The sequence below is a fragment of the Hydrogenophaga sp. L76 genome (assembly GCF_057654755.1).
Genome location: NZ_CM172807.1, coordinates 259,468 through 274,598, shown reverse-complemented (window position 1 = coordinate 274,598; position 15,131 = coordinate 259,468). Strand labels below are relative to the sequence as shown.

At 68.7% G+C, this 15,131-nt stretch carries 13 protein-coding genes; 1 reads left to right on the top strand and 12 read right to left on the bottom strand.

Features of this window, described 5'->3' with window-relative positions; all coding sequences use genetic code 11:
• Positions 1-175: 175 nt before the first annotated feature.
• The 5 genes from AC23D4_RS01305 to AC23D4_RS01285 form a co-directional block, all read right to left on the bottom strand.
• Positions 176-1,051, bottom strand: coding sequence for a phosphatidylglycerol lysyltransferase domain-containing protein (locus AC23D4_RS01305; RefSeq protein ID WP_472888539.1), 876 nt, complete (start codon positions 1,049-1,051; stop codon positions 176-178).
• Between the two features lie 14 nt (positions 1,052-1,065).
• Positions 1,066-1,863 carry a TIGR03084 family metal-binding protein gene (locus AC23D4_RS01300; protein ID WP_472888538.1) on the bottom strand — a complete coding sequence of 266 codons (798 nt, stop codon included), beginning with the start codon at positions 1,861-1,863 and terminating at the stop codon, positions 1,066-1,068.
• Between the two features lie 13 nt (positions 1,864-1,876).
• Positions 1,877-3,046, bottom strand: a complete 1,170-nt coding sequence (locus tag AC23D4_RS01295; RefSeq protein WP_472888537.1) for an acyl-CoA dehydrogenase family protein — start codon at positions 3,044-3,046, stop codon at positions 1,877-1,879.
• A 109-nt stretch (positions 3,047-3,155) separates the two neighbouring features.
• On the bottom strand, positions 3,156-4,997 hold the full coding sequence (locus AC23D4_RS01290) for an acyl-CoA dehydrogenase family protein (protein WP_472888536.1): 1,842 nt from the start codon (positions 4,995-4,997) through the stop codon (positions 3,156-3,158).
• A gap of 53 nt (positions 4,998-5,050) precedes the next feature.
• A complete protein-coding gene (locus AC23D4_RS01285) occupies positions 5,051-5,782 on the bottom strand; it encodes an AAA family ATPase (RefSeq protein WP_472888535.1) in 732 nt (243 codons plus the stop codon).
• Between the two features lie 217 nt (positions 5,783-5,999).
• On the opposite strand from AC23D4_RS01285, the gene AC23D4_RS01280 reads away from it, so the two are divergent.
• Positions 6,000-7,793 (top strand): acyclic terpene utilization AtuA family protein, encoded by a 1,794-nt coding sequence (locus tag AC23D4_RS01280; RefSeq protein WP_472888534.1) that lies wholly within the window; start codon positions 6,000-6,002, stop codon positions 7,791-7,793.
• A gap of 103 nt (positions 7,794-7,896) precedes the next feature.
• Here AC23D4_RS01280 and AC23D4_RS01275 read toward each other — a convergent pair whose 3' ends face one another.
• The 7 genes from AC23D4_RS01275 to AC23D4_RS01245 all read right to left on the bottom strand — a co-directional run bounded on the left by AC23D4_RS01275 (position 7,897) and on the right by AC23D4_RS01245 (position 15,082).
• Positions 7,897-9,060, bottom strand: a complete 1,164-nt coding sequence (locus tag AC23D4_RS01275; protein WP_472888533.1) for a C4-dicarboxylate TRAP transporter substrate-binding protein — start codon at positions 9,058-9,060, stop codon at positions 7,897-7,899.
• 161 nt (positions 9,061-9,221) lie between these two features.
• The gene (locus tag AC23D4_RS01270; RefSeq protein ID WP_472888532.1) at positions 9,222-10,136 is read right to left on the bottom strand and encodes a DMT family transporter; all 915 of its coding nucleotides are present in this window, start codon (positions 10,134-10,136) and stop codon (positions 9,222-9,224) included.
• On the bottom strand, positions 10,129-10,899 hold the full coding sequence (locus AC23D4_RS01265; protein WP_472888531.1) for an SDR family oxidoreductase: 771 nt from the start codon (positions 10,897-10,899) through the stop codon (positions 10,129-10,131). Before AC23D4_RS01265 ends, AC23D4_RS01270 begins: the two co-directional genes overlap by 8 nt.
• The gene (locus tag AC23D4_RS01260) at positions 10,896-11,897 is read right to left on the bottom strand and encodes an NADPH:quinone oxidoreductase family protein (RefSeq protein ID WP_472888530.1); all 1,002 of its coding nucleotides are present in this window, start codon (positions 11,895-11,897) and stop codon (positions 10,896-10,898) included. Before AC23D4_RS01260 ends, AC23D4_RS01265 begins: the two co-directional genes overlap by 4 nt.
• 10 nt (positions 11,898-11,907) lie before the next feature.
• Positions 11,908-12,690, bottom strand: a complete 783-nt coding sequence (locus tag AC23D4_RS01255) for a glucose 1-dehydrogenase (protein WP_472888529.1) — start codon at positions 12,688-12,690, stop codon at positions 11,908-11,910.
• Positions 12,687-14,024 carry a hypothetical protein gene (locus tag AC23D4_RS01250; protein ID WP_472888528.1) on the bottom strand — a complete coding sequence of 446 codons (1,338 nt, stop codon included), beginning with the start codon at positions 14,022-14,024 and terminating at the stop codon, positions 12,687-12,689. The genes AC23D4_RS01255 and AC23D4_RS01250 overlap by 4 nt, the downstream gene beginning before the upstream one ends.
• A 14-nt stretch (positions 14,025-14,038) precedes the next feature.
• On the bottom strand, positions 14,039-15,082 hold the full coding sequence (locus AC23D4_RS01245) for a phosphotransferase family protein (RefSeq protein WP_472888527.1): 1,044 nt from the start codon (positions 15,080-15,082) through the stop codon (positions 14,039-14,041).
• Positions 15,083-15,131 lie beyond the last annotated feature (49 nt).

Genomic DNA, 15,131 nt, shown 5'->3' with positions numbered 1-15,131 from the left:
CGCTTGGTGCCACGGTGCAACATGGCACCGTGACCGCGCCGGCCGAAGGTCTGAGACCGACCGGTGTGATAGGCATCGTAGGCAGGCAGCGCCGGGCTGTCTTGCGACAATTGGCTGAGTCGGGCGAGGGTTGTCCCTCGGTGGGGCCGCCGGCCGCGCGCCGACGTACCGTGGGTCAGCGACAGCCCACGACGCGGCACTTGTCCAGCAGGGTTTCAGGCTGGTAGGACTGCTTGGTCTGGCGGAAATTGGGCAGGCCCAGGTCCTGCTCGAAGTTGAGCCAGTGCACCTCGGTGCGCTCGGTGCAGAAGTGGTGAAACATGTACTGCGCCAGCCCCTTGAAGCGGTTGAGGCTCTTGGCATAGCGCATGGCGTACACGCCGGGCTGCAACGCCTCGGCCAGCACGAAGCCGCCCGGTTCACCGTCGACGGCATAACCAAAACCTTCCAGGCCCAGCGCGCCGGCCGCGGCCAGGGCCTCCCTGCAAGGCAGCTCGTCGGCGCTGCCCGCGGGCTTGCCCTTGTCGTGCATCCAGCCGTCCAGCACCGCCCGTGCCTGGTCGTGCCATCCGGGGCCATAAGGAGCCGCCTGCACGCCATGGCCCTTGAGCAGCTGCTTCATGAGGTTGCGCTTCTTGTTGAGCAGCGCGCCGCGGTAGTGGCGGAAGTGGTCGGCCGGATACAGGTAGTCGGCGTCATCGCGGCTGGCCGTGTGCTGGTAGCGCAACGGGTCCAGCTGTTGTGCCTGCGCCAGCGGCACGGGGTAGAGGCAGTCGTGGTGGCGCAGCAGGCCGTCGATCACATCGGCGGGCGCGCGATCCAGTGCGAACAGCGGCATGGCGTGGTGCGCGCCATCGTAGGTGAAGCCGCTGATGTACGGCCAGGGTCCGTCGGTGAAGCGGTAGCGGTGTTCGCGGCGGAACAGCCAGAGGTTGGTGAAGGAATACTCGGACAGGCAACGTTCGCCGGTGCCTGCGCACAGGGCGCTGATGAGCGCCCCCACCCGGGTGGCGTGGCTGCGGTCCAGCGCTTGCGGCTCACCGGCCATCATGGGCGGGGTAGACCTCAGATCGCGGGGCGTTGCCCGGGCGCCGGTCCATCGACCGGTGGTCCGGCGAAGCACTGGGCAAAACGGGTCCACTGCTCGGCGGCATCGCCGGACCACTGCAGGCGCGTGTCGGCACGGTTGCGGCGCTGGGTGACGAGCAGGCAGAAGTCCTGCAGGCTGCCACGCACGAAATCGGTCTCCGAAGGATCGCCCCACGCCAGCGGACTGCCGTCCGGCGCCATCAGTTCGACACAGGGTTGCGTGGCGGGCACGGGCAGCTTGCGGTTGACGAAGGTCCAGCCGAAGGTGCTCACGCCGATGTGGGCGATGGCCTTGAGCCGGTGACTGCCAGGACGCGGACGGCGCATCACGTCCCAGACATCCTGCCCGTGAGCCCAGGTCTCCATCAGTCGCGCGGTCGCAAAGGACCGGGCGCTCATGGTCGGGCCATACCAGTTCAGCCGGGCCTTCGGGTCCTGCCGGGCCAGCGCGGCCACCAGCGGCTCAAAAGACGCGCGCCACTGCTCCAGCAGCGCCGGGCCATCCAGGTGCCCAAAGGTGTCGCGTGCCACGGCGCTGATGTGCTCGCCAGAGGCCATAAGCCGATTGAGTGTCTTCGCACCTTCAATGAAACCCTCGGGGTCGGTGACCGACTGCAGGGCGGTCTGGTCGAAGTAGCAGAGGTGCGCCACCTCGTCCCACGGCGTCCAGTCGTAGAAAGCGGTGCGCCGGCGCCAGTCGTCCGGGCTCAGCGTGGCACACAGGTCCGCCAGTTCGCGGTATTCGTCGAGCAGGTCGCGGCAGGTGGATTGCATGGTGGTTCTGTTCTCAAATGCCCAGCTGGCGCGCACCCAGGTCTTTCATGATCTCCTCGGACCCGCCGCCGATCATCATCACCTTGACCTCGCGGTAGATCCGCTCGCTGCGCGTGCCGCGCATGAAGCCCATGCCCCCCAGGATCTGCACCGCCTGGTCCGCGCAGTATTGCATGGCCTGGGTGGACAGCACCTTGGCCATGCAGGTCCGGGCCACGAGCTGGTTGGGGTCCCCCACACGCTCGCGCAAACGCCAAGCCAGGTCATAGATCAGGCTGCGCGCGGCATCGATGCGGGCATACATGTCCATCAGCTTGTGCCGGATGACCTGCCGTTCCGACAGGGGCACGCCGAAGGTCTTGCGCTCGCGCGCCCAGTCCACGGCCTCCTCCAGACACACCTGGGCGTAGGCACAGGCCTGGGCGGACATGCCCAGGCGCTCGCTGTTGAAGTTGTTCATGAACACCTTGAACCCCTGGTTCTCGGTTCCGATCAGGTTGCTGGCCGGGACGCGCACATTGTCAAAGCGCAGGTGGGCCGTATCGGAGGCCCACCAACCCATCTTCTTGAGCGCGGTGCGCGACAGGCCGGCTGCGTCGCCCTCGATGAGCAGGGCGGAGATGCCCGCGGGACCTTTGCTCGCCGGGTCGGTACGGACAGCCACGGTGATGTAGTCTGCGCGCATGCCGGAGGTGATGAACACCTTCTCACCATTGACCACATAGTGGTCACCGTCGCGCACCGCCGTGGTCTTGAGCGCCGCCACGTCCGAGCCGCCCCCGGGTTCGGTCACCGCGAGGGCGGCGATCTTCTCGCCGCTGAGCACCCGGGGAATGATGCGCTGCTTCATGTCGGCGCTGCCATGAGCGGCCACCGGCGGCAGGCCGATGGTGTGCGAGAGCAGCGAAGCGGCGACGCCACCCACACCGCAGCGCGCCATCTCCTCCGAGACGATCAGGTGGTAGAAGACATCGGCGGGTGTGCCGCCGTAGGCTTCGTCATAGCCCACCCCGAGAATCCCCAGATCGGCCGCCTTGCGGTAGAGCTCGCGCGGGAAGGTCTCGGCCTCGTCCCAGTCCGGGGCAAAAGGCGTGATCTCCTTGGCAACGAAGTCGCGCAGCGCGTCGCGAAAAGCGTCGTGCTCGGGCGTGAAATAGTGGGGAGCGGAAGGAAAATCGAACATGGCCGTGGGGTGTTGGGCAACTGGACCGGGGTGCCGGCTGCAGGTTTCGGTTCATTCTAGGATCGGGGTGCCAAGGCAGCTTGTGCCGACTGGCTAAGCTGCCTGGCGCTCAGAGCACGGCGGGGTCGAGCGTGGCGAACTGGTCGTCGGCGTCGATCACCGAGGCCAGCCAGGCCTGTACCTGGGGCAGCTCGTGCGCAAAGAAATAGCGCGCCGCCTCCAGCTTGCCGCGCAGCAGGACCGATTCACCTTCACCGGCGGACAGCCGCTGGGCGGCCAGGCCGGCCACGTCGAGCCACAGCCAGGCCAGCACGGTGTGGCCGAAGCCGCGCAGGTAGCCCATGGCGTTGTGCATCGCCACATCGGCGCGTCCATCGCGCCAGGCCACCTGTGTCGCCGCTCCGATCAGCGCGGCCGCATCCTCCAGCGCATCGGCCATTTGCCCGAGTGACGCCACCCGGCGTGCGCGGGTCGCCGTTTCCTGCACGCGGGCCAGCCACAGCGCCAGGGCGCGCCCGCCTTCGGCACGCACCTTGCGGCCCAGCAGGTCCTGGGCCTGGATGCCGTGCGTGCCTTCGTGAATCATGTTCAGGCGGTTGTCGCGCCAGTGCTGCTCCACCGGGAAGTCCCGTGTGTAGCCGTAGCCCCCGTGCACCTGGATGGCCAGGCTGTTGGCCTCCAGGCACCACTCGCTGGGCCAGCTCTTGGCGACGGGCGTGAGCAGCTCCAGCAAGGTGGCCGCATCGGCTGCGCTGGTGGCTTCGCCGGTGGCCTTTTCATCGACCAGCCGCGCACAGTACAGGCCCAGCGCCAGCCCCCCTTCGGCATAGGCCTTCTGGGCCAGCAGCATGCGCCGCACATCCGGGTGTTCGATGATGGCCTGCTGGGGAACTCCCGGGTCCTTGCCCGCGGGACCACTGGAACGCCCCTGTGGGCGCTGACGCGCATACGCCAGCGACGCTTCGTAGCCGGCGTAACCCAGCATGGTGGCCCCCAGGCCGACCTGGATGCGCGCCTCGTTCATCATGTGGAACATGCACCGGAGCCCGTCACCCGGCGCACCGACGCGGTAACCGACCGCCCCGGCCTGCCCCCGCACCGGGTGGCGGCCCTCGCCGAAGTTCAGCAGGGTGTTGACCGTGCCGCGATAGCCCAGCTTGTGGTTCAGCCCCGCCAGCGACACGTCGTTGCGCTGGCCGCTCAGGCATCCGTCGGCCTCGACCAGCATGCGCGGCACGATGAACAGCGAAAGGCCCTTGACACCTGCCGGCAGCTTGCCGTCGGGGCCGGGAATCTTGGCCAACACGAGATGGATGATGTTGTCGGCCATCTCGTGCTCGCCGCCGGAGATCCACATCTTGTGGCCGGTGATGCGGTAGCGTGGCCCCAGCGGGTCGCTCTCGGCCCCCGCGCCGTCCGGCACCGCGCGGGTGAGGATGTCCCCCAGACTGGATCCGGCCTGGGGCTCGCTCAGGCACATGGTGCCGGTGTAGCGCCCATCGAGCTCGGGCAGGGCGAAGGCGGTCCGTTGCGCCGGCGTGCCGTGGGCCATGAGCAGGTTGGCGTTGGCCGTGGTGAGCATGGCGTAGGCATCGATGCCGATGCTGGCCTTCATGAAGAAGGTGCGCGAGGCGGCCTCCACCACATAAGGCAGCTGCATGCCCCCCACCTCGGCGTCCTGGCCCGCCGCCCGCAGGCCCGCCTCGGCGTGCGCCCGCACCGCCTCCTTCGTCACCTGTGGCAGGGTGACCCGCTCGCCATCAAAGCTGGGCTCCTCGGTATCGACCAGCCGGTTGTGCGGCGCAAATTTGTCCTGGGCCAGCCTCTCGCTGAGGTCCAGCACCGCAGCAAACGTATCGGCCGAGTGGTCGGCAAAGCGCGGGCGCGCGGCAAGCCGGGTGGCTTGCAACCAGTCAAGCAGCAGGAAATCGAGGGTGTTGCGGAAAGTCATGGTGTCGTCGGGGGGCCTTCGTCAGCCCGTTTCAATCATCGTCCACCGATTGTTCAGAACAGCTGCCCACCTGTCTTGCGCGCATTGGCTGAGACACCGGTCGCAGACGGGTCCGCGCTGACCTGCAAGGCACACAGCAGTCGCATCACATCGACATGACGGGCCGCACGCACGGGTTCGTGCAGATCCCCGGGCGGGATGGCGCCGACACAGGGAATGCCGGCGGCACAGGCCATCGGCTGCGGTCCGGACTGCACCCAGGCCACCACCCGCAGCCCGCGGGCCCGCAGATGCGACACGAGCCCGCAGGCCTTCTGCAGACCCTGTTCGCTGCCCTCGCACGCGATGACCACGGGCAGACCCAGTGCCTGCGCCACGTCCCCCATGTTCGGTGTCGGCCCTCCGTCCGGATCTCCCAGCGCATCCACGACGACGACATCCACCCAGGTCGCCAGCACGGCATGGCTGTCGACCACGGCCTCCACATCCACCTCACCGTCGGGCTGGTCCCGCAGATCGGGCTGCGCCGCGGTGCACAGGGCCGACGCTGGGAAGGCAAACGAACTCGCGCCCTGCAGCTGAGCCACCCGATCGCTGCGCCATCTGCCCTGGCGCCACTGCGCATCGCCGGCCAGGGGCAGCAGGCCGGTGATGCGGTAGCCCCGGGTCCGCAGGCTCTCCATCAGGGCGAGCGATGCCCAGTGGACCGCGTCCCCGAAACCGAGCACACAAAAGGAAACTGGTGCGACCCCGTCGGCGGGGCCCTGCAATCGGGCAGACGTCATGACCAAACCGGGGTCCCGGGACGAGAGGTGAAAGATGGCCGCCAGGCGGCCGTCGGGCCAGTGTGGTGGACACCCCCGGTGACCGTCTTGTGCCAACTGGTCAACCCCCGGCGGGCATCGGGTTTTGCGCCACACCGCCTGAACCAGCCACTTGCCGCAAGCCACTGGTGGTACCGCCTGCTACGCTGCCATCGCATTCCATTCATCGGAGACCGACATGGCACAACAAGACAGCATCGTCCGCATCGGCGGCGCCTCGGGTTTCTGGGGCGACAGCATGTTGGGCGCCCCACAGCTCGTCAATTCCGGGCAGATCGACTACCTGGTGTTCGACTACCTGGCCGAGACCACCATGGCCATCCTGGCCGCTGCGCGCAGCAAGAAGCCCGAGCTGGGCTACGCCACCGACTTCGTGGACATCGCCATGAAGGCGGTGCTGCCCGAGGTCATGCGCCGGGGCATCAAGGTGGTGGCCAACGCGGGTGGCATCAACCCGCAGGGCTGTGCCGATGCGCTCAAGGCCTTGGCGGAGTGCCTGGGGCTGGCTCCGCGCATTGCCGTGGTGCTCGGCGACGACATCAGCGCGCAGATGCCCCGCCTGCGCGAACAGGGCACGCGAGACATGTTCACCGGCGAGGCCTTGCCCGAGAAGATTCTCAGCGCCAATGCCTATCTGGGCGCGTTCCCGGTGGCCCAGGCCCTGGCGGCCGGTGCCGACATCGTCATCACCGGCCGCGGCGTGGACAGCGCCACCACCCTGGGCATCCTGATTCATGAGTTTGGCTGGTCTTCGGCCGAACTGGACCAGCTGGCGGGCGGCAGCCTGGCGGGCCACATCATCGAGTGCGGCTGCCAGGCCACCGGCGGCCTGCACACCGACTGGGAGCGCGTGGAGGACTGGCCCAACATCGGCTACCCCATCATCGAGTGCCGCGCCGACGGCAGCTTCGAGGTCACCAAGCCTGCGGGCACCGGCGGTCTCATCGCACGCGCCGCCGTGGCCGAACAGCTGCTCTACGAGATCGGGGACCCAGGCGCCTACCTGTTGCCCGATGTGACCTGCGATTTCCGCTCCGTGGTGATCGAGCAGGTGGCGAGCGAGCGCGTGCGTGTCAGCGGGGCCCGGGGACGGGCGCCCACCGACAGCTACAAGGTCTCGGCCACGCAGCTCGACGGCTACCGCTGCGCGGGCACCATGGTCATCATCGGCATCGATGCCGCGGCCAAGGCCCGCCGCACCGGCGAGGCGGTGATCGCCCGCACGCGCAGCATTCTCCGGTCGCTGGGCATGCCCGACTACACCAGCGCCAATGTCGCCCTGCTGGGTGCGGAAACCCTGTATGGCCCGCACGCCCGGACCAGCGCCTCGCGTGAGGTGATGGTGCGCATCGCGGTCACCCACCCGATGAAGCAGGCGCTGGAGATTTTCGCCCGCGAGATCGTGCCGTCCGGCACCTCCTGGTCGCCTGGCACGACCGGACCGAGCAGCGGACGGCCCAGCGCTTCGCCCAACATCAAGCCCCTGTCGCTGCTGGTGAAGAAAAGCGATGTGCCCGTGAGCGTTGTCGTCGATGGCCAGAGCCATCCCGCCGTCATTGCGCCAGGCACGGGCAGTGCCGAGCCACCGGCCCCGCTGGCACCGGCGGGGTGGGACGATCCCGCCGGCCCGCAGGTCGAGGTGCCACTGGTGCGCCTGGCCTGGGCCCGCAGCGGCGACAAGGGCGATATCTCCAACATCGGCATCATCGCGCGCGACCCGGCCTGGATGTCACTGATCTGGGCCCGCCTGACCCCCGAGGTGGTCAAGGCCTACTTCGCCCACCTCGTCCAGGGTGAGGTGCGGCGCTTCTACCTGCCCGGCATCCATGCCCTGAACATCACCATGAACGACGCCCTGGACGGCGGCGGCCCCGCATCCAGCCGCATGGACCCGCTGGGCAAGGGCATGGGACAGATGCTGCTGGACCTGCCGGTGGCCATTCCGGCGGCACTGGCCCGGCAACTGGACTGACCTGGTCCCAGGCCCATGCCTGCGGCCCAACAAAAAGCCCGCCATCGGCGGGCTTTTTGTTGCATCAGCGGGCGGGGCCGATGTTCACATCGGCCGCCGTCGCTCACTGCATGCCGTAGGTGGCGGGATTCACTTTGGAAAACACCTCGCGCCAGTAGAGCTCTGCATACTGTTCCTCGGTGGTCACGCCCTGCACCAGGTCCGCCCATTTGGCCAGGATGGGACGGAACTCGGCCAGCATCTGCGCGCTGCGCTTGACGCCGTGCTTGGACGCAAAGTAGTCGGCGATGGTCTTCATGTCCTGCTCGATGAAGACCTGCGACTTCTGGACCAGGCCAGGGTCGGTTTCATGCAGGCGGGCGCCGCGCTTCTTCATCTGCTCCAGCACCTCGTTTTCGACACGGTGGTAGGCAAAGGGGACGTTGGCTGCCGCCACAGCGGCGCCACGCAGCAGCGCCGCACGCTGCTCACTGGTCAGACTGCGCCATACCTTGGTGTTCACGTTGGAGCCTGCCGTGGAGAAGATGCCGCCGGGCGCGCCCATTGAGATGTCGGTCACCACCTCGGTCAGACCGAAGTTGCGGATTTCCGGCGATGACAGCACGATGCAGTCGACCACGCCCTGCTTGAGGGCTTCCAGCATTTCATTGGCCGACATGGTGACGGGCGATCCCCCCATCTGAGTGACCCAGCGCGACCAGTTGGCGGCGCCCACACGGAAGCGCTTGCCCTTCATGTCGGCCTCGGACCGGACCGGCTTGTTGCAGATCAGGCCATAGCTCGAACCGCCAACATGCCCGGTGTAGACCTGGTTCTGTTTGGCGAACTCCTGGTGGCATTCAGGACACTTGGTGAAGATGAACTCGGTCATGGCCGGGATGTACACCAGCCCTTCCTTGCCACGCACCTTGTCGCCCATGAGGCGCAGCATCATGGAGGCTTCGGAGATCACGTTGGTGTGCGGATACTCGGACGGGAAATACGGCGTGAGCACAAAGCCGATGTCGGCCATGCCGTCGCGCAGGCCGGCCGAGGTCTCCGCCATGTTGAGCAGCGACATGGCATAGACCTTGACGGTGAGTTTGCCGTCGGTGGCCTTGCCCACCGCCTTGGCCAGCTCCTGCCCGCCCAGGACCGGCAAGGCGCTGGGGGGCTGTCCGATGGCGTAGCGCAGTTCGCGGTTCTGTGCGTGCGAGGGGATGGCGGTGGTGGCGAGTGCGGCCACGGCGGTGGCCGTGCCGAGCACGCGGCGAATCCAGGGGGTCATGCCTTGTCTCCTTGGGCCGTCAAAGGCCCGGTTGGTCGTTGGGTTGAACGCCGAAGCCGCACACACCGGACACCATCACGAAACGGCTTCGAGCCTCTCCATGCTAGGAAGCCAGGCCCCGGCCCGCTTGCGCCCACTGGCTGCGATCGAGCGGGTTTTCCCTAGACCTGATCCACGGCGCGGGGCACCGGTCCCACCTGCGTGCCCAGGTAGGTGCCCGCGAAGACCATGAGCAAGGCCACGGCATGCCAGATCGTCAGCGGCTCGCCCAGCAGGCCGACGGCCGAAACCACCCCGAACAGCGGCACCCAGTACAGCCACACCGCCGCGCGCGCCATGCCCACCAGGCCGATGGCGCGGTTCCACATCAGGTTGCCGATGCCCGTGGACAACATGCCCGACACGATGGCAATGCCCCAGATGTCGGCCGCGCCCGGCATGGCCGGCGCCTCGCCCGTCCACACCGTCTGGACCAGGGTGTGCAGCACCAGGCAGGCCGAGCCCACCGCATGCACGCCGATGCCGATCACCACCGCGTTGAGCCGGGCCGCCAGGCGCTGGATGAACACGGCCCCCAGGGTGAACACCAGCACCGCCAGCACCACCAGGCCGTCACCCACGCCGCCCTGCGCCAGCTCCGCGCCGGGGCGCTGCAGGATGACCAGCGTCACACCGGCCAGCCCCAGCCCCACGCCGGACAGCCGCCGGCCACTGATCCGCTCGCGCAGCAGCCACAGCGCCAGCACGGCCGACATCAGCGGATTCAGCGCGGTGATGAGCGCACCATGGGTGGCCGTGCTGCGCGCCAGACCCGCGGCCAGCAGCCACTGGTTGAGGTACACCATGAGCACACCGCACGCGGCCAGCTGCAGCCACTGCGCCCGGTCGGGCGACTGCCAGCAACGCCAGTACCGCAGCAGCACCAGCATGGGCAGGATGGCCGAGACCATGCGCACGGCCGACAGCAGCACCGGGTCGAACACCCCGGTGAGCCACTTGAGGACCGCCAGGTTCAAGCCCCACAGCAGCGTGGTCAGCAACAGCAGGACGCGAACGCGCGCGGCGGCGTCAGCCACCGTGGGCCTGCGCGTGGAACGGTCGCATGGCCTGCAGCCAGCGGTCGTGGTCCTGACCTCGCCGACGCATGAACTCGCGCACCTGCGGGTGCGGCAGGATCAGGAAATCGCCCGCGGCCAGGCCTTGCATCACCACCTGTGCCACAGCATCGGCACTCAGCAGGCAGTCCGACATCAGTGCGCGCCGCACATCGCCTTCGGCCTGCAGCATGGGGGTGTCCACCCCCAGCGGGCACAGACAGCTCACACCCAGGCCCTGGTTTCCGTAGGTGATGGACAACCATTCCGCGTGCGCCACCGCCGCGTGCTTGGTCACCGCATACGGAGCATCGAACTGCGACAGCAAGCCTGCCGCCGATGCCGTGAACAGCAGGTGGCCGCCGCCCCGTGCCAGCATGCGGGGCACCAGCATGCGCGCCGCATGCACATGGGCCATCACGTTGATCTGCCACAGCCGCTGCCAGTCGGCATCGGGCAGCTCCACCCCGCCCCGGGCCGTCACACCCGCGTTGGCACAGAACAGGCCGATGGGGCCGCAACGGTGTTCGGTCTCATCAATGAGCGCGCGGGTCTGCGCCTCGTCGGCCACGTCGGCCGCGATGGCCAGGCCACCGATCTCGCGCGCGACCGCCTCGGCCGCCGCCGCATGGCGGTCGCTCACGACCACCCGGGCCGCGCCTTCGAGCGCGCAGCGCCGGGCCAGGGCCGCGCCGATGCCGCTGCCCCCGCCGGTGATCACCACCACCTGTCCGGCCACGTTCATGGCAAGCCCGCAGCGCGACCCAGCGCCGTCGTGAGCACGATCTTGCCCAGCGCCCGGCGCTGGCCCACCGTGTCCAGCGCCTGGGCAGCGGCCTCGATGGGCAGATGCGCGCTGATGACCGGGCGGATGCGTCCCTCGCGCAGCCAGCCCAGCAGCTGCTGCATCAGTTCATCGGCCCGTACCGGGTCGCGTTCGGTGAAACCGCCATAGAAAACGCCCACCAGAGAGCAGCCCTTGAGCAACGGCAGGTTCAGCGGCGGGCGCGCAATGGTGCCGGTGGTGAAGCCGATGATCAGCAGGCGGCCGTCCCAGGCCATGCTGCGCAGCGCCGCCTCGGTGTAGTCGCCACCGACCGGGTCGTAGACCACGTCCACGCCCCGCCCGCCGGTGAGTCGCTTGATGCCCGCGCGCAAATCCTCCGTGGCGTAGTTGATGACCTCGTCCGCACCGGCGGCCCGGCACAGCGCCAGCTTCTCGTCGCTGGAGGCCGCGGCAATCACTCGCGCGCCCATCAGCTTGCCCAGCTCCACCGCCGACAGTCCGGTACCGCCGGCAGCGCCCAGCACCAGCAGGGTTTCGCCCGGCTGCAGATGGCCTCGCAGCTGGAGCGCGTAGTGCGTGGTGCCGTAGGTGATGACCAGCGCCGAGGCTGCGTCCATGGCAATGCCCTCGGGCAACCGGATGAGTTTGCGCGCGGGAACACGCACCTCATCGGCAAAGCCACCCCAGCCGCACACCGCAATCACCCGGTCCCCCACCGACCAGCCCGTCACGCCCGGACCGATGGCGCCGATCGTGCCCGCCACCTCGCCACCGGGCGAGAACGGCAGCTCGGGCTTGAACTGGTACTTGTTCTCGATGATCAGGCCGTCGGGGAAGTTGACCGAGGCCGCGTGCACCGCCACCACCACCTCGCCCGGACCGGGCTGCAGCGCAGGGATGTCTTTGACCACCAGCGACGAGGGCGGACCGTACTGTGTGCAGAGCACCGCTTTCATGATGTGCCTTTCACAGGGAAGCGATGGTCAGGCCACCATCGACCACGAGGCTGGCGCCGGTGACGAAGGCCGCGCCGGGGCTGCTGAGGTAAAGCACGGCGTTGCCGATGTCCTCGCCCTCGCCCAGGCGACCCACCGGTGTGCGTGCGATGGTGCGCGCCTGCTGTTCGGGGTCGTACGCATCGGCCAGCTTGGTCTTGATCAGACCGGGCATCACCGTGTTGACGCGAATGCCGAAGCTGCCGTATTCCAGCGCAAAGCTGCGGCTCATGCCGATCAGTGCTGTCTTGAGGGTGGAGTAAAGGCCCAGGTTGCGGTCCGGGTGCAGCGCCGCGATGGAGGCGATGTTGACGATGCTGCCACCGCCGCGCGGCTTCATGCGCCTGGTCGCTTCGAGCGACAGGTACCAGTAGCCGCGCAGGTTGACCTCCACCGCCTTGGCGAACAGGCCGGGCTCGGTGTCGTCGATGCTGCGCAGCGGGCTGAGCACGGCGTTGTTCACCAGAATGTCCAGCCCGCCGTGCGTGGCCTGCAGGTACTCGCCCATGGCGGCAATGTCTTCCATCCGGCCGATGTGGCAGGCACGCCCTTCGGCGCTCAGCCCCTCGTCACGAAACCCGCTCGCCACCCGCTCACAGTCCTCGGGCTTTCGGCTGCTGATGATCACATGCGCACCCGCCTTCGCCAGCGCGCGGGCGGTGGCTTCGCCGATACCCATGGTGGAGCCCGTGACGAGGGCCACCTGGCCGGTGAGATCAAAAGGATGGCGCGGTGCGCCGGCGGGGGTGCTCATGGGCAGTCTCCTGAAGGGTTGGGATCGGCGGGCGTGCTCAGGCCCACCTGGTGGAACAGCGCGGGATCGACGCGGGCACGGTCGGCCGCCCGCTTGTAAACGTAGGTGCGGCAGGGCATGCCCGGCGCCATCTGGGCGTGGCCGTCGATCACGAAGAACAGCGGCACGGCCGGGTCGGCCGCGCCGCGCAACTGCGCGCGGTTCGACGCGGCGCAATGGGTGCAGTACGACGGTGCGTTGCGCCGCATGAAGTTGATGGGTTGCGGCTCGGCGATCAGGGGAGAGAGCGGCGCGCCGTAACGGAACATGTCGCGCCACATCTGCCCGCGCAACAGGCGCCCGCCGCTGCCACAGGGATCGAGCGTGAAGACGAAACGCTCGTCCTCCTCGTGCAGGCGAAAGTCGGCGCAGTGGTAGTTCCAGGTGCGGGCGATCTCCCGCGCCAGCGCCTCATCGTCCAGCCCGGCGTAGCGCGGAAAACCGGCCACGAAGGCCGGCTCGTAGGTCTGGGCCAGCAGCTCGTCCAGGTAGGGCTGACCGCCGATCTCCAGCGCGGCGGCGTACAGGTGGGCCAGCCAGACCACCGCGAAGTCGTGCCAGGGCATCCATTCCTTGCGCTGCCCGTCGAGCAGGGGGGCAACGTCTGCACCGCCCTGCGCGAGCTGCTCACGGGCGCGCTGGACGCGGGTCTGCGTGAGGTCGCGGCGCTCGGCCCCGGTGAACAGGGCCTGGCCGCGCTGCGCGCCCTTGTCAAAGCGCAGCACGCAGGCGCCGTCGGCGCGCTTCTCGCTGGTCCAGGCGGCAAAGCCCAGGCTGGCGTTCAGGGCGCGCTGCTGGGCCTTGCAGCCCTGGCAGTAGCTGTTCACGCCATCGCTCCAGCCGCCGTAGGCCGCCGGGTGTTTCTCGGCCAGGCGCTGGCGGTCCACCCGGCCACCGCTGCCGCAGGGCGAGAGGCAGAGGATGACGTGCTCGTCGTCCTCTGCGATCGGGGCCAGCCCCGCGCCCGCCTGGTGGCGGAACACGGCCACCAGGTCGGCAATGGCGCCGCGCACGTCACCCGCCTGCCACTGCGCGGTCCAGGTGGCCATGAGCTGGCGGCCCACACGCTCCAGGGTCTGCAGGGCCTGTTCTTCGCCCACGTCCTGCCGCAGCTTGCCGGCCTTGCGCGCCAGCGCGTGCAGCGAAAGTGCGTCCAGCCCGGCGTGCCCTGCGGCCATCTCGTCCAGCCAGCGCTGCACGGCCGGCACATCGCCGCGCTGCAGGGCGGCCAGGGCATGTTGTTCGGGCGGCAGCGCGATCTGGTGCAGCTGCTCGTCGGTGAAGGTGCGGGCCATGGCTGCCTTCCTTGTCAATCCACGTCGGGCGCGGCCAGCACGGCCAGACCGGTGTGGGCGAAGACCTCGGTGGTCTCCCCGAATGCGAGCGCACTCTCGGCCACCGCCGTGCCATCGCGCGCGCGGCGCAACAGACCGGCCGACATGGCCGCCTGCCGGAACAGGGCAAAGGCCTTGTAGAAGCGCAGGTCGGTGGACGTGTCCATTCCCATGCGCCCCAGGTAGTAGTCCGCCATCTCGCGCTGGCCGGGTATGCCCAGCGAAGCCCGGTCCACTCCGGCCAGACCGGGCAGCAGGTAGTCGGGTGGCAGCTCCTGCACGCCCAGGAACTGCCCCAGGTCGGCCAGCGGATGTCCCAGGGTGGACAGTTCCCAGTCGAGCACGGCGCGCACCCGCGTGCTGCCCCGCTCGAACATCAGGTTGTCGAGCCGGCAGTCGCCATGCAGCAGCACGGTCGGTGCGGGCCCCTGCGGGACGATCGGCGCCAGGGCATCGATGAGCGCGTCCACCGCTGGCAGCCCTTCGGGGAGCGCTGTGCGGTATTGCTGTGTCCACCGGTGCAGCTGGCGCTCGAAGTAGTTGCCGGGCCGGCCGAAATCCGTCAGTCCGGTCGCCTGCAGGTCCGTGCGGTGAATGACAACCAGTGTGTCGAGCGCGGCGCGGTAGATGCCGGTGCGCCGCTGGCGCGACAGACCGGGCAGCGCCACCTCGCGGTGCACCTCGCCGTCCACGCAGTCCATCAGGTAGAACTGCACACCGATGATGTCCAGGTCGCTGCACAGGTGATGGATGCGCGCCACCGGTACCGCCGTGCCATCGAGCGCCTGGATCACGCGCACCTCGCGGTCCAGTGCATGGGCCGACTTGAGCAGGGCACCCGCAGGTTGTGTGCGCAGGATGTACAGACCGCCCTCGGCCCGCACGTGCCAGATGGGATTGGAGTTGCCGCCCACAAGGCGCCTGGCCTCGATCAGCCGCCCCACCGCCAGCAAGCGTGCGGCAAGGTAGCGCTCCAGCCGGGGGAGATCCAGCGCAGGGGCGCTGACGACGCTGCTCACTGGACTACCCTCCGTGCTGCGCACTGCGGGGCTGAGCGCCTTCGGAACG